This window comes from Robertmurraya korlensis, from assembly GCF_023715225.1.
Lineage (GTDB): Bacteria > Bacillota > Bacilli > Bacillales > Cytobacillaceae > Robertmurraya_A.
The window spans coordinates 1-19682 of record NZ_JAMBNS010000014.1 but is presented as its reverse complement, the minus strand read 5'-3'; the positions used below and the strand labels follow the sequence as shown (position 1 = coordinate 19682).

22 protein-coding genes are annotated in these 19682 nt (G+C 33.6%); all 22 read left to right on the top strand.

Annotated features, from left to right (window positions below; translation table 11 throughout):
- Positions 1-22: 22 nt before the first annotated feature.
- The 22 genes from M3175_RS20550 to M3175_RS20445 all read left to right on the top strand — a co-directional run bounded on the left by M3175_RS20550 (position 23) and on the right by M3175_RS20445 (position 19588).
- On the top strand, positions 23-406 hold the full coding sequence (locus M3175_RS20550; protein ID WP_251523127.1) for a pXO2-26 family protein: 384 nt from the start codon (positions 23-25) through the stop codon (positions 404-406).
- Positions 407-416: 10 nt separating this feature from the next.
- Positions 417-1625, top strand: coding sequence for a CpaF/VirB11 family protein (locus tag M3175_RS20545; RefSeq protein ID WP_251523125.1), 1209 nt, complete (start codon positions 417-419; stop codon positions 1623-1625).
- A 4-nt stretch (positions 1626-1629) separates the two neighbouring features.
- A complete protein-coding gene (locus M3175_RS20540; protein ID WP_251523124.1) occupies positions 1630-2436 on the top strand; it encodes a hypothetical protein in 807 nt (268 codons plus the stop codon).
- Entirely contained in the window at positions 2433-3164 is a 732-nt protein-coding gene (locus tag M3175_RS20535; RefSeq protein WP_251523122.1) for a hypothetical protein, read from the top strand. Before M3175_RS20540 ends, M3175_RS20535 begins: the two co-directional genes overlap by 4 nt.
- 12 nt (positions 3165-3176) lie before the next feature.
- Positions 3177-3539 (top strand): hypothetical protein, encoded by a 363-nt coding sequence (locus tag M3175_RS20530; RefSeq protein WP_251523120.1) that lies wholly within the window; start codon positions 3177-3179, stop codon positions 3537-3539.
- 207 nt (positions 3540-3746) lie between these two features.
- The gene (locus tag M3175_RS20525) at positions 3747-3935 is read left to right on the top strand and encodes a hypothetical protein (protein WP_251523118.1); all 189 of its coding nucleotides are present in this window, start codon (positions 3747-3749) and stop codon (positions 3933-3935) included.
- Between the two features lie 379 nt (positions 3936-4314).
- Positions 4315-4668, top strand: a complete 354-nt coding sequence (locus M3175_RS20520; protein ID WP_251523116.1) for a CagC family type IV secretion system protein — start codon at positions 4315-4317, stop codon at positions 4666-4668.
- A 63-nt stretch (positions 4669-4731) separates the two neighbouring features.
- Complete coding sequence (locus M3175_RS20515) at positions 4732-5124, top strand: hypothetical protein (RefSeq protein WP_251523114.1); 393 nt, start codon at positions 4732-4734, stop codon at positions 5122-5124.
- Between the two features lie 18 nt (positions 5125-5142).
- Entirely contained in the window at positions 5143-5736 is a 594-nt protein-coding gene (locus tag M3175_RS20510) for a TraC-like domain-containing protein (protein WP_251523113.1), read from the top strand.
- Between the two features lie 14 nt (positions 5737-5750).
- The gene (locus M3175_RS20505) at positions 5751-7733 is read left to right on the top strand and encodes a VirB4 family type IV secretion system protein (protein WP_251523112.1); all 1983 of its coding nucleotides are present in this window, start codon (positions 5751-5753) and stop codon (positions 7731-7733) included.
- Complete coding sequence (locus M3175_RS20500) at positions 7734-9146, top strand: hypothetical protein (RefSeq protein ID WP_251523075.1); 1413 nt, start codon at positions 7734-7736, stop codon at positions 9144-9146.
- On the top strand, positions 9146-10204 hold the full coding sequence (locus tag M3175_RS20495; RefSeq protein WP_251523054.1) for a bifunctional lytic transglycosylase/C40 family peptidase: 1059 nt from the start codon (positions 9146-9148) through the stop codon (positions 10202-10204). The genes M3175_RS20500 and M3175_RS20495 overlap by 1 nt, the downstream gene beginning before the upstream one ends.
- An 11-nt stretch (positions 10205-10215) precedes the next feature.
- Positions 10216-10800, top strand: a complete 585-nt coding sequence (locus tag M3175_RS20490; protein WP_251523052.1) for a hypothetical protein — start codon at positions 10216-10218, stop codon at positions 10798-10800.
- 10 nt (positions 10801-10810) lie between these two features.
- The gene (locus tag M3175_RS20485) at positions 10811-11221 is read left to right on the top strand and encodes a hypothetical protein (RefSeq protein ID WP_251523050.1); all 411 of its coding nucleotides are present in this window, start codon (positions 10811-10813) and stop codon (positions 11219-11221) included.
- A 24-nt stretch (positions 11222-11245) separates the two neighbouring features.
- A complete protein-coding gene (locus M3175_RS20480; protein ID WP_251523048.1) occupies positions 11246-11722 on the top strand; it encodes a hypothetical protein in 477 nt (158 codons plus the stop codon).
- Positions 11722-13320: a VirD4-like conjugal transfer protein, CD1115 family gene (locus M3175_RS20475; protein ID WP_251523046.1), complete on the top strand. Its 1599-nt coding sequence runs from the start codon at positions 11722-11724 to the stop codon at positions 13318-13320. The genes M3175_RS20480 and M3175_RS20475 overlap by 1 nt, the downstream gene beginning before the upstream one ends.
- Positions 13321-13332: 12 nt before the next feature.
- Entirely contained in the window at positions 13333-14196 is an 864-nt protein-coding gene (locus M3175_RS20470) for a conjugal transfer protein TrbL family protein (protein WP_251523044.1), read from the top strand.
- A 12-nt stretch (positions 14197-14208) separates the two neighbouring features.
- Positions 14209-15666, top strand: a complete 1458-nt coding sequence (locus tag M3175_RS20465; RefSeq protein WP_251523042.1) for a hypothetical protein — start codon at positions 14209-14211, stop codon at positions 15664-15666.
- A 52-nt stretch (positions 15667-15718) separates the two neighbouring features.
- Complete coding sequence (locus M3175_RS20460) at positions 15719-16756, top strand: DUF3991 domain-containing protein (RefSeq protein WP_251523286.1); 1038 nt, start codon at positions 15719-15721, stop codon at positions 16754-16756.
- A gap of 19 nt (positions 16757-16775) precedes the next feature.
- Positions 16776-17069 (top strand): hypothetical protein, encoded by a 294-nt coding sequence (locus M3175_RS20455; RefSeq protein WP_251523040.1) that lies wholly within the window; start codon positions 16776-16778, stop codon positions 17067-17069.
- A gap of 79 nt (positions 17070-17148) precedes the next feature.
- Positions 17149-17625 carry a macro domain-containing protein gene (locus tag M3175_RS20450; protein WP_251523038.1) on the top strand — a complete coding sequence of 159 codons (477 nt, stop codon included), beginning with the start codon at positions 17149-17151 and terminating at the stop codon, positions 17623-17625.
- Positions 17626-17695: 70 nt separating this feature from the next.
- Positions 17696-19588, top strand: coding sequence for a DNA topoisomerase (locus M3175_RS20445; protein ID WP_251523036.1), 1893 nt, complete (start codon positions 17696-17698; stop codon positions 19586-19588).
- The last annotated feature ends 94 nt before the right edge of the window (positions 19589-19682 follow it).

The window sequence follows — 19682 nt, the reverse complement described above, 5'->3', positions numbered from 1 at the left end:
CTTTTTCTTATGGAGGGATAAGATGAAGGACTTTCCTTTTACAATTTTTATCATATTCTTTGGTCTTTATCTTATTTTGTTTACTTGTCATTACAAAATAGAAGAATTTCGATATAACTCTTTGGTCTTATCGATCACAGAGTCTGCACAAGTAGCAGCATACCAAAGTTTGGATAATGTTGTTAGAGGTGAAATTGGTACAGCTGAAATTACAAGTGAGAAATTTCAAACGAATTTTGAGAAAAAGTTTAAAGACACTGTAAATGTAAAACTTGAAAATCCTAGATATTCTTACGATTACCTGAGAGCTAACGATGGGACGATTATGGCTATTAGAGTTGCAGTAACAGATGAGACAAATACAAAGTACCAAGCAACTTATATAACGGATATAGGTAATCGATAAAGGAGGAAATATGAAGAAGATTTCAGAGGATATTTTAAAAGATATAATCCATGATTTGAAATTATTAAATCCGGAATTAATGTTAGAGGCTTTTACTGATCCAATAGCAAGACAAGCACTTAAAAAGGTCATGCAAGAGGATCTACCAAAAAGACATCAAGTCATTTTAAGAACTGAAGAACACGTTGATTATGCTCTAACTGAAATTGTTGGATTAGGAGTTATTGAAGAGATAATCAAAGATCCAACGGTAACAGATATAAGCTATAACGGTACGGAACTAATCGTTAACACAAACAGTGAAAAATATGTATATGACGAAGAAATTAGTGAGAACTACATCATTAAGATAATTCAAAAGTTTGCTAATGCAGTAGGAAAAGAGTTTACACCTAAGAACCCAATACTAGATGCTGCACTAAATAACTTACGCATTAACGCTGTTCATAAAAGCCTATCTCCTTTCGGTACTACAATGGCTCTGCGTTCATCAAAAGCTGAAGCTGTTTTGAATGAAGGAAACTTTAAGCATTTTGCTCCTGAGTACATGCTGGAATTTTTTGAAGCAGCAATAAGATCTCGCTCGAATATAATTATCGCTGGTGAAACAGGAACCGGAAAGACAGAATTGCAAAAATTTCTAGTAAAAGACATTCCTTTTGATGAAAAAATCGTAAATATGGAAGATACGTTGGATAGTTATTTAAAGGAGCTTTATCCCGACAAAGATATTCATAGTTGGCTTACTTCTCCTACCATTACTTTTACTGATTTAATCAGGGCTGGTTTACGTAATAATCCAGTTTGGATGTTAATTTCGGAGACACGAGGCAAAGAAGCATATGAAATGTTACAAGCTGTTTTGTCAGGTCACAGAATCATTACAACTCTACATGCTGTTGATGCAAGAGCTATCCCTAAACGATTTATTAATATGATGAAGATAGGGTATTCAATTGATGAAGAATCCGTTTTATCTGATATATATAATTACTTTCAATTCGGAGTTCATATTGAAAAAGCTCAAATTAATGGAAAGGTCGTTCGTTATCTTAGTGAAGTTGTTGAATTTAGACCTGATAAAACTGAAGTTACTGTTTTTAAACAGATAAAGGATGGGGACAAGCTTATTCCGGTTATCGGTGAAATGAGTGAAGAATTCATTCAAAATCTAAAGAAGTTTAAATGTAAAATCCCAACCTTCGGAAAGGAGAATTGATTGGATGGCCAAAAAGAGAAATTATACGCTTGATGAGGTTAATGCGCTTCGTGTTGCCTATGGTAATCCACTAGAAAGACGAGAACTTATTTCTTCTCTTCTAATTCCATTTTTTGTAGGTGCCATTTTTACATTTGCTCTTTTCTACTATTGGTGGTTAGCACTTATTGTTGGGTGTGTTTCTATGTTTTACGCATATAAGATTATGCTACCACAAAATACAAAACGAGCATATGAAGTAACTGCCTTTAGGGAAAGAAACAACTTTGTTAATAACATTACTCAAATGTTAACTAATCCGGAAAGAACAGTCTTAGATGCATTAAAAGCTGTAACAGAAAGGGCAAATGGAGAATTTAAAGAGGATCTTTATCTATTGCAAGCATCCTTAGTGGATGCAAACACGAAAGAACAGATAGATGCTTTCCAGGTCCTATCGGATAAATATAAAAACGATGTAATTTTTGATTTATTCGTAGAACAATTAGCAACTGCTTCTATTGAAGGTAGGCTCTCCGTAGAGACACTAAAGGACATTAAGACTTATCATAACCAAGTAAAAAAGAAGCAAGATGATTTTATGGCCCAAAAGCAAAAAGAGGCTTATAGCTTTAAATTCATTGTTACTATTGGTCTCGTACTAATCATGGCTATAACCTTTAGTTTTGGGTGGGATCAATTTATAAATGATTACGCTAGAAATCCTATGGGTTGGGTTACTAGTGGGATTTACTTATCGTTGTTAGGTGGATATTTCATTAACTTTCGAACTAGATACATTGATGACAATATCATGGAGGTGAAAGTATGAGTGAGCAAGTACAAGGTAAAACGAGCTTTTGGATACGAATTGCAGAACATAATCTTTACGACATGTGTAAAGAAATGGGCTTCACTGAAGACAGATTTATTAAGTACCAAAAGAAAAGATTTTTGAGGGCCATTCTATTGGGTTTCCCTTTAATTTTAGCTGCCTTATTTACTCAATGGTGGTGGGCTTTAGCTGGTGTAGTTATTAGTGGATTCCTGTGGTGGAACGAATATAATCGTGCAAAAAAGTTCTATGGAAACTTTAACTTTGAAAAACAGCTTCAATATGCAAAGTTTACTAGAATGCTAATCCCATATTTATTACAAACGGATGCAACTTTATACAGCGTATTTACAAGATTATTGGATCGTTTAGAAGATAGTCACGTTAAGCGAGCGTTAGAACGATTGTTAATTGAAATGAACGAATACCCAAACTCGGAAATTCCGTTTGTTAGATTTGCAAAGGATGCTTCAGGTACTGACAGCTCTATATTATTTATGACTACTTTATATGACTTCCAACAAAATACGTATGATCAATCTATCATTATGGAACTTGGTCAACTCTCTAGTGATCAATTATTTGAAGGTGTTGACGAGATTATTACGTATAAGCTTAGAAAATTTGCATTGTATCCTACTAAGCTAACTATGTCGAGTTTTGTTATTACGTTAGGTTATGCGATCTGTATGATTTCTGAAGCTTTGTCTGAAGGGTTATTTTAAGGGGGGCGTTCTATGTTAGAAGGTTCAGTTATGGAAGTAGGGAAACTTTACATTTCCTTATTCATTATATTTTCAATGGTATCTTTAGCGTTATTTTTCTCTGAAATCAATCATGCTAACGAATTTAAACAATACGTTAACTACCAAATAGAAAGAAATGGAGGACTTACAAGCGAAGCGAATAACAAAATAAATACTTTTAACCAAGAGCATTACAAGGGTAAATTCAAAGTGCAAAGCTCACAAATGAGTCAACAATTAGCGTTTGGTAATGAAGTAACTTACACAATTAATACAAAACATGATTTTTTCTTTCTACCTCTTTTAAGTAAGGATATATCTGTTAAAGGTACTGCTATTTCGCAAATAAGATAGCAAGTTGAGCCTAAGGAAGGGGATATATTAAATGCATAATGCTAAGCCTCAACTATTGTTTAATACAGCAGTTGTTGTAATTGCATTTATTTATGTTGTAATTGTCTATCAATAAAGGAATCTTGCAAATGTTGGTAAATCCGGGTTTATACTTTCCCTTTAATAAAAAAAGTGAAAAATAAAACTAAAAAACAGGAGTGGTATAAAATGTTAGATCAAAATACAGACCGATTTTATTGGATGATTGGAGCCGTTATCGTTGTTGCTTTATTAATAGCTGCTTCAAAAGTTGGATTCGTAAATCTTTTTAACTCAGTAATTACAAAATTCACTAACACGTTAACAGCCGGTTTTGTTCATCTTCCAATCGATTCTTTAATGAATTTCTTCCAATAAATTATGTTGGAACAGAATACTAATCGAACTTATTGGTTCATTGGGTCGACTTTAGTTATAGCTAGTTTAGTCGCATTGTGTTCAGTAGCGTTTCCGGAACTTTTTGATTTAGTAACTTCTAGGTTCCAAAGGATGGTTCCGAAATTATAAAAACCATTGATTAGATACGTCTCAATGAAGGCTTACTACTAGAAAAATAAGCCTTCTGAAAGCTTAGAAGGCTATGATTCTTTCGAACCTTTCGTAACCTCAAAGGGTCCTCCTAATAGGTTTTGAATGGTTCGGAAGGGTTTATGAATCATCAGGAATTAAAATATTTAGAAAAAATACTAATGAAAGCAAGTGTAATCCAAGTCGCTTGTAGGTAGGGGAGAAATATATGTTATCAATTAAGAAATTAAATAAAGAATCTATAAAAGCAATTACTATATTGGCATTTTCATGTTTTATGTTTTTGATAGCTCCGGAAATTGGATTTGCAGCAGAGTCAACAAGTTCAGTTCAAACAAAGTTAAAAAGTGGTGCTACAGCATTTCAAACCGTGTTAACAGGAATTGTTGTTGTTGTTGGTATTGCAGCAGCATTGAAAATTGTTGTGAAACACTTACCAGGAATCGATGATCCTCATGTTAAAAATGAAATGTGGAAAAGTATTGGTGGGGTTCTTGCAGCCATTGCAGCATCAGCAGCGTTAATTTGGATTATTCCTTGGGTGTACTCGTTATTCGTATAAAACAAACTCTAGAGAAAGCATTTTTGCTTTCTCTTTCTTTATTTATAAAGGAGAAGGTATCTTATGGATCAAGAACAAGTTAAGCAAGCACTATTAGAAATGATTGATTCAAATGGTAAAAGAGGACGTAAATGGTTCTTCCCGAAAAATGTTGATAATCAGTATAAAATCTTAGCAAACATGACTTTAAAAGAGTTACTATTGTACGTTTTTCCAGCATTATTAATCTCAGCCGGAATCGGATTTATTCCACCTTATAACTCAATTGTTTTTTGGCTTATTAAAGCATTTTTTATTGTATTTATCATTGTTATTCCAGTTATTTACGTGAACTATAGACCAGTGAAATATAGAGAAAACATACGTTCAAAAGATTTTATAAAAGAGATTCTTGATTATCAGAAGAAAAAGAAAATCTACTTTGTAAAACCAAAAAGTAGATTTTTAGATCAATAATGTTTAGGAGTGAATAATTTGAGCGAGAAAGAAACTTCCTTCAATGATATAAGTCCAATCGAGGGTGTATATTCTGATTTTATTTATTTAAAGGAACATGCTCTAGTCACCATGATAAAAGTAAAAGGTGTGAATTTTGATTTGTTATCCCTTTACGAACAAAACTCAATCTTTGATGAATATGGAGCATTTTTGGCTCAAAATATTCATTATCGCCCCCAAACTGTCTCTATGACGATGCCAATTAAAATGGGTGATTATTTAAGGAAATGGAAGGTCCAGCATATTAAATCTAGTCAAGATCAGGACGTAAACGAAAATTTGAGGCAATTAAGAGCGAGCTACTTATATGAATACCAAAAAACAGAAACAGATCTAAACATGGCCGTTAAAGCTCACTTTATTGTTCTTAAAGAGAAATTAAAGAAGCCTACCCTTGAATACCTGCATGAAGCCGAAATCAAGTTAACGGAAAAGAGAGAGGAAATCATGAGAGCGATTCATCAAGTTTTGAACGCATACGATAGTCAACAAGAAGTATTAAGCGCAAACGAGGCCCTATCAGTTTTACACCAATTTTTAGATTACAAAACATCAATCTATCAAAATTAATAGTAGGTGAAATTATGAATGTTTTATCAGCTTTATTCGGAACGAAGCAAAAGAATGAACCAAAGGCAAAGGAAGAAAATCAACTTGAAGGACTGATTGATAAAGATGTCGTAGAGAGTCGTTACCCTTTTGTCTTTGAATTAAATAGAGAATATATCGCTTCTAGTGGTAACTATATAAAACCATATGTCATATTAAGTTATCCTTCAGAACCTACAGGGAATTGGTTATCTCCTTTAAAAAGGTTGAAGGGGAATATTACAATAACCCAACATCTGGAACCAGCAAATGGAGAAATTTTAAACAGGCATTATAACGAAACGGTAAAGAATAAAGAAGCTGAACTATTAAAGACATTAGATCACATGAGAAGAGAGCAAATTAAAAGGGAGTTATCGACAGCTAAGAAGCAGTTAGAACAGTCTTTAGATGAAAAAAGTGCTTTTATATACCTTTACACATATATCTTGTTACAAGCTCACTCGGAAGCTGAACTAAAGTCTTTAGAAGAGAGTTTAAATCGTGTATTAATCAAGATTAACTTAAAAGGAATAACGCCTTATAGAAGAATTGATGATGCTTATTTTTCATCCTTCCCAATAGGTCTAAATGAATTGAAAGAATATACCTATGCAATGACAAATACTGTCAGCGCAAGCTCTTTTTTCCCGTTTGATGATAATGAAATTTGCGATTTAACACCAACCTCAACTATTGAAGGAATTAATAAAGAAACAAATTCCTGGATTGCAATTGATTATAAAGATAGAGGAAGAACGTTAAACCGAAATAAAATTGTTTTAGGTACTTCAGGTGGTGGGAAATCCACCTATCTAAAAAGTAATATCTTCAGGAAGATTGCTGAAGGGGAAGACAATATTTATATCATCGATCCGGAAGATGAGTATTCAGAAGATGTATTAAAATTTGGTGGAACTGTAATTGACCTTTCTAGCGCAAGTGCCACTCGTATGAACTCTTATGAGATTTTATCGCAAGCTCTAGATTCAGATGATGACAATATATCAAGGGTTCGACAACTAACTGATACCGAAGTAGATAATTTAATTCGTCAAAAGGTAAATAGATTAAAAGGGTTCCATAAAGTTAACATGCCGGAAATGGATCAGGTCCAATTGTCCATTATTTCAAACGAGTCCATGAAGTTGTATGGGGTTTTTAGAGAAAAGAAAGACTTAGACCTAATGGAAAAAGAGGACTGGCCAATTTTAAATGACCATCTTAAAGCTTTAAAAGCACTAAAAGAAACAGACATAGAAAAGTATAAATTGATTGAACGATATTGTTTTATTTTAGAAGACATGGTTGAAGGTTCAAGTACCTTATTTAACGGATACACTAACGTTGATTTAAGCTCAAAGCTTATTTCCTTTAATTTAAAGCCGTTGCAAACAGAGAAGGAGATCCAAGCAGCAGCATATCTAAATACGTTTAGTTATTTATGGGAGCTAATAACAAGTAATAAGTCTCGTTCAGACGAATTATTCTGTGATGAATTCCACTTTTTATTAAAGAATCCTGAAAGTGCAGATTTCTTTTTCCAAGCATACAAGCGTTTTAGGAAATACAATGCTGGTGCTACTGTAACCACTCAACAAATTCAGGATCTTCTAGATGCTCTTAACGGCATAGGTGAAGCTATTGTAGGAAACAGTTATACAAAGATTATGTTTGGATTTGAACCTAGTGAAGTTAATCAGGTTATTGATCGATTAAAGATTCCTTTATCTGATAAAGAAATTCACTTCCTGCAAGCTAAAAAACAAGGTGAAGCACTAATTCTTTATGGAGCTCAAAGAGCATTGTTAAAAGTTGTCCTTACTGAAGAGGAATTAAGATTATTAAATCCTAAAAAGTACGAAGAAAAGACCGGACGTAGCGCAAAGGAGTTGCCTGATTGGTCAGATAAAGTCCTTCTTTCACAGAATGAAATCAATCAAATAACTCATGAACTAAATAAAGTCGAGGGATTTTAAATGAAAAAAATAACGATGATGGATAACCTTACTCTTTATGTCAATAAGAGAGAATACAAGATTGAGATTGACGAAAAGTTTACAAAGGTTACTAGTTTAGATCAAATTGAGGACTTGGAGCATGCGCTACCAGGTTTTTTTGATATAGAAAGCATAAGTCGCCAAAATAATAAAGTTTATCTAGTTTATAGTCTTCCAGAGGGATATGAGCCTTTAGAAAAGGCAAAAAGATATGTTCCAGTTATTAAACTTCAGTTAATAAAAAATCTATTAGAAATAGATCCATTGTTAGAATCCGATGGAATGACTTATTTAGATTTGAATAATATTTTCTTTAAGAATTTTAAAGATATAAAAGTCCTCTATCGTTCAAATGGTTATCTTCCTTATAACAAAGATATAAGCACGTTAGATCAGTATAAGTTATTCGTATTAGGATTCTTTAGTGATAAGCATTCTTACAAGAGGTTTTTAATTAATAAGGATAATTTATTACGAAAAGAAAATAACGAATTTATGTTTGCTGTGAATGCTACAACTTCGTTTGCAGACTTAAAAACCTTGGTTGATGTTGAATTAGAGAAAGAGCAATCAAGCTTTTATGAAAAAGCTCAATTTAAAGAAGATAGCCGTAAAAAGGGCTTTAAAAGGAAGATTTATCTTTGGGGCCTGGGTGCTTTGTTGTTGGTTCTATTATTTGCCGGAGGGATAAAACAAGTTGAAAAAAATGTTGCTGCAGAATTTAAGACAGAGTTAGCAGCATCGAAACTAGAGAATGAATTAACACTTGCTGTAGCAAGTGGTGATACCGAAAAGGCAGTAAAAATAATGAAAGATAAAGAAGAAGATCCGTCCGTCATTGCAAAAATGTTAGTTCAAGCTGGGAAGTATGATGATGCCATAGACTATGATAAAACAATCGAAAAGGAAGTTGTAAATCATCTTTATAAAACAGGTCAAAAAGAGAAAATTTTAGAGTTGAAATCCAATTCAACATTTTTAAATTTTGAAAAAGAGATAGTTGATTTTGATTCGGAAAATTTAATTGCCAAGGCACCATTAATTGAGGATAAGGACACACTTAAAAGATTGGCTTTAGCTTTTCTAGAACATGACAACTTTGAAAATGCAAATAGTGTATTAGAGAGGCTTAAAGTAGACAATTCAGGTGTGTTTAAGTTAAGTGATAAGGAAATTAAGGAACTAGATCAATACGTTAAAAAGGCTGAGTTCGAGATTAATATTAAAAACTTAAATGAACAAATTGCTACTCTAAAACAAACAGATACATTAGAGGAAGAAGAAAGCGATACCTTGAAAAGGGAGGAAGAAATCAAGCAGTTAGAAAATAAGCTTGTTGAATTGCAACAAAAGCTTATAAAGTTAAATGAAAAAATAGGGATGGATGCTTAATGGCTGCTGTAACTGCAAAAGTTGCCATATCTTTAGGGAATCAAGCAGTCAAACATAGAAAGAAGATAGCGATTATTTCGCTATCTTCTTTTATGTTAATGGCTGTTGGTTTTATGTCTTTAATGAGTAATTCCGGAAATTCCGGAACAGCAAGAGTGAATGAAGCCGTCTTAGCGTGGGAGCCAGTAGTAAGACAATTTGCAGAAGAACAAGGTATACCTGATTACGTGGATGTGATATTAGCAATTATGATGGTTGAAACAGGAGGAAACGGCCTTGATGTAATGCAAAGTTCTGAGTCTCTTGGGCTTCCTCCAAACACTATCACAGATCCTATCTTGTCTATTAATGTGGGGGTAAAACACTTTGCATCCGTCATTAACGATGCAAAATCAAAGGGACTAGATTTTTGGTCACCTGTTCAAAGCTACAACTTCGGTTCCGGTTTTAATAATTATGTAAAAAATAACGGACAACAGTACACCTTTGAGTTAGCAAGTAACTTCTCCAAGAATTTAGCAAATGGAAAAACAGTGAAATACAGCAATCCTATAGCCGACTTTAACGGGAATTTTCGGTACGCTTACGGAAATATGTACTATGTAATGTTAGTTCAACAATATCTATCTCCAGGGGCCGGTGGAGGTATTGGGAATGTAGATGCTTCAGCCCTGGGACCTGAAGTTTATCAGGCTTTAATGAATGAAGTATTGAAATATGACGGTTGGCCCTATAGTTGGGGAGGAAGTATCCCAAGTGTAGGCTTCGATTGTAGTGGTTTGGTTCAATACGCTTATCGTCTAATTGGTTACGATCTACCGAGAACAGCAGCCGAACAACACGCTCATTCAATACCTGTAGCCGAACCACAACCGGGGGATTTAATTTTCTTTAAGGGTACTAATCCTACTCGTCCAGCCGGTTCAATAACACATGTGGGTATATACATTGACGAACAAAGAATGTATGACGCTAACAATGGTGGAATAGGGTATTCAAATTGGAATCAAGGTTATTGGAAACAACACTTTGCAGGCTTTGGTCGTGTCGTGAAATAGGAGGAAAATAAGTGAATACAAAAGTTTTTATAACAATTTCTCTTGCTCTAGTAATATCGATTTTCGCTAATGTTGCATTAGGTTTTAATGTTAGTAGCAAGAGCCAAGAAAACAAAGAATACAGTGAGCTTAATAAGGAATTAAAGGGTGAAATCAAAAGCCTAAAAACAGGATTGAATGAAGCTGAAGGAATTATTACCGATGAACAACTAGCAAATAGCAGCGATGCCAAAAAAGTTGTTGAAAGCTTCTTTAAAACTCAATATGACTACAATTCTGAAACATATAAGGAACGATATGAAAAAATAAAATCTTATGTAAATGATGAAGTTTATGGACAACTCACTTCGGCTGGTATTCCCGAAATTCCTAACGTCAAATTTGAAAATAAAATTAATAACTTAAAGCTGTATATGACAGCTCAAAACAAGGAGTTAACAGGACTTGTGTTACTAAATACGGTTTACAAAATCGAGGGTGTTGAAAGTCCAGAAACAACACAAATATTTCAAGTGACAGTTTCTGAAGAAAACGGCAAACAGCAAATAGTCTCCTTAGAAGTGCTAGGGACATTTGCTTCTATGTCAGAAAGTTGAGGGGGATAATATGAAGTCGAAAATAATTGTGTTTACTTTCTTTTTTATTTTTCTATTCTTTTTCTCGATATTTTTATCAGGATTTCTTCCTTTTATAGCTGAGTATAAGATGGCCATAAACTCGAATCTGATAATGGAATTTACGAAAGATATTATTCTACATCCAATAAAAAACATTAAGGAAATGCACGCTGAACAGAATCCATTGTTATACCTATCAATGGCAGCAGCGTTATTTTTGTTCATTTACATTTTGTATAAATCACGAAATAAAAACTATGAAAACGTTGGGGAAAGATATGGTGTTCAAGGGTCTTCAAGATGGGCCAAAAAACATGAAATATTTAAGGTTCCTGATCAAATAACTGTGATTCCAAGTAAGGATATGTATGGTGAACTGAAAAAGACATTAAATAAATAGACAGTTAATAAAGGGAGGGACAATATGACTTTATTTAAAAGATGTAAAAAAAAATATGATGAAGTCAAAGGATCTTCAGTAGAGGATGAATTAATAGAGTTCCTAGAAATATCTATTCGTTCTAAAGACCATCAAACTTTCTCTAAAAGTAACACTTACTATGTTGAAAGTCATAAGATTCTCATACCAACAATAACAGCTTTAATAATACTTTTATTGCGAAATCAACATAGAAACTCTCTTCATATGCAGATGATTATGTATCTAATTAAGGAAGTGGAAAAATACCATACAACATCAAGTGAAAATGAGGACTTGACCAAACTGTATATAGTTGAGAGTGCAAACCTAATACTTGAAAGTTGTTTTGAAACTATGATTTTAGCAGAAAAGAAGACAAGGAAATATAAAGACATAGAAAAGATTGTTTTCAAAGATGAAAAAATACTAATAGATGAATATTTTGCAAGAAATAGTTATGAAAATAATGAGGTGAGATAATGGCTGTCAGTCAAGAATCTAATACAAGTGGAATTGTTATGGGATTAAAAGATGGAAAGGCTTTAATTCAACATGAGAAAAGCAAAATAGCAAACAGAAATTATTATGTTGTTGGTGGACCTGGTTCTTTTAAAACACAGTCATTTGTTCTTACTAACATGTTAAATATTACGGACTGTAGTATTGTTGTGACCGATCCGAAAGGTGAGGTTTTTGAAAAAACAGCAAAAATAAAAGAAGCTCAAGGTTATGAAGTAAGAGTAGTTAATTTTAAAAATATGGCATTATCAGATCATTATAATCCATTCGGTTATGTTAGACGTGACTTAGATGCTACAACTGTAGCGAATACAATTGTAAGTGCAAAAAACGATCCTAAAAGAAAGGATATATGGTTTAACGCACAATTAGGATTATTAAAAGCACTAATTCTCTATGCTAAGACAGAATTTCATCCGGATAAAAGAAATATGGAGGGAATATTAGATTTTCTTCAAGAGTTTGATCCTGAAGCAAACGAAGATGGAGACAGTGAACTTGATATGAAGTTTATGGCTCTTGATAAACGTCATCCAGCAAGAAGAAGTTATGAATTAGGTTTTAAAAAGTCTCAAGAAAAAACAAGAGCAAGTATCATTATCAGTTTACTTACTACAATCGGTGATTATGTAGATGAAGAGGTCGCTGCCTTTACAAGTAATAATGATTTTTTCTTTGAAGATATAGGGACTAAAAAAGTTGCGCTTTATGTATTAATTCCAACTATGGACTCTACATGGGAGGGACTTATTAATCTATTTTTCACTCAAATGTTCCAGGAGCTTTATATATTAGGAGATAAAAACGGAGCGAAACTACCTGTACCGACTGTATTTTTACTTGATGAGTTTCCGAATTTAGGTAAATTTAATAATTATGAAGAGTTCTTAGCCACATGTAGGGGTTATAGAATTGCTTGTTGTACAATCCTTCAAAACAATACTCAATTGATGGACAAGTACGGAAAAGATAAGGCCGAATCAATTTTAGGGAACTGTGCAATTAAAATTTGTTTAGGAAACGTCAATGATACTACAGCAGCCTATTTCAGTAATTTAATGGGAAAAGCGACTGTCAAAGTGGAAACAGGAGGTCATTCCATTTCAAAGGGTGGAACAGGTAACTCATCTAGTAGTTCAAACTATTCTTATTCTCAAAGATCACTTATGAATGCTGATGAAATTCTAACAATGTCAGAAAGAGATAGTCTTGTATTGATTGCTGGTAAGTACCCTATTAAGGCTAGAAAAGCTATCCAATTTGAATTATATCCAGGATTGGTTGAAGAGTACGAAGTATCTCAAATGGATTATAAAAGAAAAATTAGTGATGCAGCTCAAGAAGCTTATGAAAAAGAAGTCTATGCTTATGAGTCCTTACAAGAAGAAATGGAAGAATTAAGTCTTGATGAAGATCAAGAAATTGAGGATCAAAACTTAGCCGATATGGAACAGGATGATATTTTAGCTCAAGCTAGAGACGAAATTGAAATGTACCAAAATTCATTTAATGTTTTAGAGGCCATGTCTGAAGAAGATAACTATGAACATGTGAAATGAGGTTTTTAATATATGAATTGGCTTGAAGGCAAATTAAAGGAAATGATTGAGGAAACAATTAACGGCTGGGTAGAAGAATTTATGAATTGGATCTTAACCCTAGTTAATGAAATGGTTTTTAATTTACCTGAAAATAACTTTGTAAATAGTGTCATGACATTTTTCGTTTGGTTTGCAGGAATCTTCGCTGTGGTTATTGCTCTTTATAAAATAATCGAGTATATCATTAATACCCAAAACGGAACTCAACAATATCCTTTAGATGAAATTCTATTAAGAGTAGTGAAAAGCGCTGCTGGTATGTTAGTCCTTCCTTGGGCCCTAAAAATAATTGTGTTAGATATTGCTCTTCCAATAGCTAATTATTTTGCATCAGCTGGAACGGATTTTCAGGGGAATGGTGGGTATGCTGTTATTTCGGCAGCGTTAGCCGGAAGCAGAATTGCAGTATCAGGCTTTGGAGGGATTATATTAACGGCTTTACTACTGTTCTTTACAGTAGTTTTTGTCATGTTTTTATATTCTGTTTGTGTCTTCTATGCAGACTATATAGTTATGCAAATTTTAGTTGCTCCGGTTTCATTGTCAATGATTGCAGACGATAACAACTATTTTCAAGTATGGTGGAGAGGGTTACTAAAAATCGTTGTATCTCTATTAATGAAATTATTTTTATTGACTTTGATAATTAATATTCTCTTTTCAGGAGGGAACATATTCTTAGCTATCGGTGCAGGAGCATTGATAATAAAATCACCTGTAGTATTAGAAAATATGTGGTACGGTGGTGGAGGTTCCCGAGCTATGACAAGAGGGGCTGGTGCTCTTGGCTCTATGGGATCACGATTGTTAATCTCAAGGTTAATGATGAAGTAAGGAGGGACGTTCATGTTTCTTATCACATATAAAAAGGGATTAAACGTTAAAAAAAGTAAAATTGAATTTGATCGGCCACTAACCTTTGTGAAAGCAAATGAGATGTTATTAGAGGCTGTTACTAAATATAAGCAAACGGGCCAAAGCATGAAAGTAAGTTATAAAATCACTGAGTTAGAAACAGGAGAAAGTGTTTTTAACTCTAAGATTTTAATAGATAGAGATATTCCTAGCCTTTTTCAGTTAATAAGGGAAAACTCTAGTGCGCCTAAAACTGTAACTGAGTACGTAGCAAAAGTCGAAAATAGAACAGTGATCGAGGAAGAAGAAGTTATTTCCTATAATAGTCATGTAGAGGAAAAGGCGAAATTAGAGCAATTGAAATCAGAAAAGAACGATATTCTTCAGCAATTAAAGAAAGAAGAAAAGGAAAGTCAACTGAGAGAGATTGAATTTCAGAAAAAGATGAGAGAAATTCAGGAAGAAAAAGCAGCCTTAGAAAAGTCAATTCAATTAAAGGAAAAAGAAGAGGCAGTAAAAGAATCGCAACGCTTAGAGGCTTTGAGATTGTTAGAAGAAGAAAAAACAAAAGCAATGGAACGCATGGAAGAAAAGCAAGAGTTAGATAAGAAAAAGAAGGAAGATCATGAAAGACGTTTAAAGGAAGTTGAAGAAAAGGCAAAAAAAGCCGAACTAGAACTTAAAAGCATTGAAACAGAGTTAGAGAAAAAAGAACTTGAAAGAAAAATAGAGCTTCAGGAAGTTGAAGAAAAGTTGCTTGAAACTGACAGGAAAGCAAGTGTCTTAAAAGCTGAAGGTGATATAGAAGAAGTTAAACACCAGCAAGAAATTATTAATTTTAAAAAACCGACCGAATCCCCACTACCTAAAGCTGATATTCCAACAACAATGGTAATACCTAAATTAACCTTTAAAGAAAGGCTTCAGGAGCTTGATTTTGAGGAAGTAAAAGGTCGTTCAATACAATTCGTCAAGTACAGCGCCAAAGGGTCTGTAAACGGCAGTAAAAAGGCTTATAAGATATTAAAAAACTACCACTTAAAGCGTAGGTCTGAAAAAGAAGAAAAATTAAAATTACAAAGTAAACAGATAGAGATCGATGAGAAAATTGCACTTGAAAAAATTAAGTTCATGGAGGAACTGAGGAAAGAACGATTAAACCAGGAAAAAGAATTCAAAAGAGAGAAAAGGCAAAAACAAAGAGAAGAATCTCAACAAGAAAAAATTGAAGCTAAATATCGTGCTGCTAAAAAAAGAAAATTGGGTCGTGTTCCAATTTATAATAGTGGTCCATCTAAGGTTATTTTCAGTACCGTTGGAGTTATTATTGGTGTGCTTGCTTGCATTCACTTCTTTAATTTAGAGACTAAATTTCCGGTTTTGAGTGAAATAGGAACCTATATTGATGGTTTTATTGCAATGATTTTAAATCTTGTTCAAAGAAGCTAGGTTAGTAGAATACCTAGCTTCTTTTATTTTGTAATAAGGAGGATGATACTTGATGAATGCTGCTGAAGATAAAAAAGAAAAAATATTTGTTTCTGCTGAAGAAAAGGAGAGGGCCAATAACGTAAATATCTTGGATTATTTATTATCAATTGGTGAGCCGTTAAAAAGTGAAGGTAACAACTTTTATAGGCATGAGGAACACGATAGTTTAGTAGTCAATTCAAGGAAAAACTATTTCAGTTGGAACAGTAAGAATGTTTCAGGCAATGCCGTTACTTATTTGATGAACGTATATAATATCTCTTTTCAACATGCTGTAAAAAAAATTAACGAAGACCTTGGAGGGCAAGATCTTTCTAAATTTAAGGTTCCAGAACCAACTTATCCAAGCGAGTTTAACTATGATGTAAAAGAAGTTAGCACTTCCGATAATGTTTTTAAGTATCTCGTGGATGATCGGAAAATAGATCCTGATTTAGTTCAAGCTTTTATCCAAGCAGACTTAATCAAGGAAGACTCATATAAAAATGTAGTATTTAAGTGGAAAGAGAATGGAGAGTTAATCGGGGCCAATTTACAAGGAACAAGAGAAATTCCTGAAGAAAAAAGATTACATGCAGATAGGCCGTATTTTAAAAAGGTATTACCTACTACTAAAGAGGCAACTTACAGTGGCTTCAGTATAACAAGGGGTTATCCTGAGAAGATATATTTCTTCGAAGCTCCTATTGATTTATTGAGCTACCTATCAATAAACAGATCGAAACTAACAAACTGCCGTTTAATAAGTATGGACGGTTTAAAACAACAAACAGTTTTTAGGACCATTAAAAATACACTCAAAGAGTTAAGAGATATTGGAAGAGACGTTGAATCAGTAACTTTATGTGTTGACAATGATAATGCTGGAAAAGAGTTTATTTATAAAATACAAAACTATGAAATCAGTCAAAAAGACGGTCAGTGTATATCAATTGAAAGTGATATACCGGATTTACCTAGAGGACAAACAAAATGGGATTGGAATAACGAACTAAAATCAAGAGTTGAGCTTTCATTTAAAAAAAACAATATGAATATGGAACTTTGAAAGATCGGAGGTAAGCTCAATGTTAAAAGAATTGGAAATTAAGGAAATGACAGCTCCGATTAATTTAAAAAAGGAATGTGAACTAGAAGTTCCTAATTACTTAATCCAAAATCTCGATATCGATAACTATGTTATTCATCGAGAACTAATCAAAGGCGAAATGAGATATTACCGAAGTGGTGAGGTCTTCAAATATAAAGGAAAACGTTATTTAGCTTGTATTAGCAATGCTCGAACAGAGGAAAGCGCAGAATTTGCCGTAAAAAGCTACTGGCAAGCATTTAAAAAATTTAATAATAGAACTGTTGGTTAATATAACGATTTCAAACACTTTTTTGGGTAGTTTTTATTGATAATTATTTAAATTAAATAGAACTATAAGGGGTATTTTCATGATCGAATATATCAAAGGGACCATTCCATATATAAAAGGGGATATACTTGTAAATGCAGCTAATGGAAGAGGATGGATGGGAGGCATACTAGGTAGGTTCATAAAGCTAAATGGAGTAGCTGAATCAATTCACTATGCTGATCCCTCAATAGAAAAAATAACAAAGGCTTTGTTTAGGCGGAATAAAGCCCGTTCAGGGGATGTTATCCATACTACGTCTGGGAAATTGTTTTATCCCGAAGGGATTCTTCATGCTGTAACAATGAATTGGCCTGGTACAAAATCTAGTATAGATACAGTAAATCAGTGTTTAGATAACATATTGGTATATTGTAACGAGAATAATATAGAAACAGTTGTCATACCACTATTAGGAACAGGGACAGGACGATTAAATAAAAATACTGTACTTGCTCTATATAAAGAGAAATTACAAAAATCAAATACAATTTTTAAAGTGGTATTGGTGCAATGAAATAAATATCAAAATGTTAAGCACTCCTTTATGGGTGCTTTTTTTATTTTAAAAAAGGGAGACGGAAATAATGAGCAAATTATTCGTATGTGAGAAACCAAGTGTAGCAAGAGACTTAGCAACAGCTATTTCAGGGGGATATAAGGAAGCTGAAGGACATTATGTAGGTAACGATGGGAAAATCTATACCTTTGCTTTTGGCCATCTTGTGAATTGTGTGAGTCCGGAATCAATCAATGAAGATTGGGGATGGAAGGGAAATGTAAACACACTTCCGTTTTTCATTAAGAATATTCCTTTAACCGTAATTAATAATCCTGGTGTTAAAAAGCAATACAAGACAATTACAACTCTTATGAAACAATCAGAATTAGTCTATATCGCAACAGATGCCGGAAGAGAAGGAGAACATATCTTCAGGAAGATTTACTCATTAAGTGGGGTTCAGAAGCCGTTAAAACGTATGTGGGTTCAGGATATGACTAAAGAAGGTATTGTTAAAGCTTTCAAAAACGCTAAAGATGGTTCTCACTATGAAGGCTTAGCCATTGCTGGAAAGCTGAGAGAGGAATCGGATCTTCTTATTGGGATGAACGGTACAATGATGGTCACAAAATTAAGTAAGAGTCCAAAAGTTCTTTCATTGGGACGTGTTCAAACACCGACTCTTGCAATGGTAGTTAATCGAGACAAAACTATTGAGAGTTTTTCTAAAGTAGTTCATTACTCAATTGCAGCAACCGATAAGAAAGAAGCTAAATTCGAATTAGTTTTAGATAAAGATACACACTTAACAAAAGACGCAGCACAAAGTATTTTAAATTCACTTGGAAGCCGGATGGCCTTTGATATTACAACGAAACATAAACAAGAGAAGCCTGAAAAACTATTTGATTTAACAGAACTTCAGAAATACATGAATGAAAAGTATAAGTGGAGTGCAGATCATACGTTAAACACAACACAAGCCCTATATGAAAAGAAATACGTTACTTACCCACGTACAGGGTCACAATATATTGCGAATGATTCTGAGCTTCCTTCGTTGCTTGAAAAGCATGCTGGCCATGAATGGGTTAAGAACATTATTTCTAATGGCTATAACATCGAACCTTCTTTTGTAGATCCTTCCAAGGTAACAGATCACGAAGCGATTATTATTACTTCAAGAGTGGCCAACAATCTATCAGGTGATGAAGCTACACTATATAATGTGATTTTTACTAGATTTCTAGCTGCCTTTTATCCATGTGCAGTAAAAGAAGAAACTACAGCTTCCTTTATGGACCAAGAGCATACATTTAAAGCTAAAGAAACAGTATTAATTGAGCTAGGTTGGAGAGAGCTTTATGGAGAAACGATTAGTGAAGGCTCATTAAAACATACAACATTAAATGACATCGGGGAATATTCTTTAATTCAAAAAGAAACAGCTCCACCAAAACGTTATACGGAAGGAACATTATTACATGATATGAAACATGCAGCGAAGTTTCTTGATGAAGCTTCAGACAAAAAAATGATGAAGGCCGTTGAGGGAATCGGTACTACAGCTACGAGGGCAGCTATTATTGAAAAGCTGGTAGAACGTGGGTTTATCGAAAAAAAGAAGAATCAAATTATTTCAACACCACTTGGCCGAGAATTAATTGAAATGATGCCTGAAGATTTTTCCTTATATAGTGTAAAATTAACAGCCTTTTTCGAAACAATGCTTTCTCAAGTTGAACATGGCGAATTAAAAGAAGAAACATTTTATGAAGAGCTTGAAGGCCTAGTAAAGCGTACTGCTGAAGAAATTAAAGGAAATGTAAAGCAGCTTTCTTCTACAGCAACCCAGGCCAAAGAATCTGTATCTGTATGCCCAAAATGTAAAAAGCCTGTCTATGAAAATAGTAAAGCATACTCTTGTTCAGGGTTTAAGGATGGCTGTTATTGCCATCCCAAAATGACCGATAGTTGACGGTGTTGCCTGTCCAGAATTTGACGGTTATAATGTCCATGTGTGCATAATTCGAAACATTTTGACATTTATAATTCTGGAGAAAGGAAAAGAC

Bases quoted from the DNA above. Each gene is read 5' to 3' on its own strand.
- M3175_RS20550 (WP_251523127.1), top strand. From the start codon at position 23: ATGAAGGACTTTCCTTTTACAATTTTTATCATATTCTTTGGTCTTTAT.
- M3175_RS20545 (WP_251523125.1), top strand. From the start codon at position 417: ATGAAGAAGATTTCAGAGGATATTTTAAAAGATATAATCCATGATTTG.
- M3175_RS20540 (WP_251523124.1), top strand. From the start codon at position 1,630: ATGGCCAAAAAGAGAAATTATACGCTTGATGAGGTTAATGCGCTTCGT.
- M3175_RS20535 (WP_251523122.1), top strand. From the start codon at position 2,433: ATGAGTGAGCAAGTACAAGGTAAAACGAGCTTTTGGATACGAATTGCA.
- M3175_RS20530 (WP_251523120.1), top strand. From the start codon at position 3,177: ATGTTAGAAGGTTCAGTTATGGAAGTAGGGAAACTTTACATTTCCTTA.
- M3175_RS20525 (WP_251523118.1), top strand. From the start codon at position 3,747: ATGTTAGATCAAAATACAGACCGATTTTATTGGATGATTGGAGCCGTT.
- M3175_RS20520 (WP_251523116.1), top strand. From the start codon at position 4,315: ATGTTATCAATTAAGAAATTAAATAAAGAATCTATAAAAGCAATTACT.
- M3175_RS20515 (WP_251523114.1), top strand. From the start codon at position 4,732: ATGGATCAAGAACAAGTTAAGCAAGCACTATTAGAAATGATTGATTCA.
- M3175_RS20505 (WP_251523112.1), top strand. From the start codon at position 5,751: ATGAATGTTTTATCAGCTTTATTCGGAACGAAGCAAAAGAATGAACCA.
- M3175_RS20500 (WP_251523075.1), top strand. From the start codon at position 7,734: ATGAAAAAAATAACGATGATGGATAACCTTACTCTTTATGTCAATAAG.
- M3175_RS20495 (WP_251523054.1), top strand. From the start codon at position 9,146: ATGGCTGCTGTAACTGCAAAAGTTGCCATATCTTTAGGGAATCAAGCA.
- M3175_RS20485 (WP_251523050.1), top strand. From the start codon at position 10,811: ATGAAGTCGAAAATAATTGTGTTTACTTTCTTTTTTATTTTTCTATTC.
- M3175_RS20480 (WP_251523048.1), top strand. From the start codon at position 11,246: ATGACTTTATTTAAAAGATGTAAAAAAAAATATGATGAAGTCAAAGGA.
- M3175_RS20475 (WP_251523046.1), top strand. From the start codon at position 11,722: ATGGCTGTCAGTCAAGAATCTAATACAAGTGGAATTGTTATGGGATTA.
- M3175_RS20470 (WP_251523044.1), top strand. From the start codon at position 13,333: ATGAATTGGCTTGAAGGCAAATTAAAGGAAATGATTGAGGAAACAATT.
- M3175_RS20465 (WP_251523042.1), top strand. From the start codon at position 14,209: ATGTTTCTTATCACATATAAAAAGGGATTAAACGTTAAAAAAAGTAAA.
- M3175_RS20460 (WP_251523286.1), top strand. From the start codon at position 15,719: ATGAATGCTGCTGAAGATAAAAAAGAAAAAATATTTGTTTCTGCTGAA.
- M3175_RS20455 (WP_251523040.1), top strand. From the start codon at position 16,776: ATGTTAAAAGAATTGGAAATTAAGGAAATGACAGCTCCGATTAATTTA.
- M3175_RS20450 (WP_251523038.1), top strand. From the start codon at position 17,149: ATGATCGAATATATCAAAGGGACCATTCCATATATAAAAGGGGATATA.
- M3175_RS20445 (WP_251523036.1), top strand. From the start codon at position 17,696: ATGAGCAAATTATTCGTATGTGAGAAACCAAGTGTAGCAAGAGACTTA.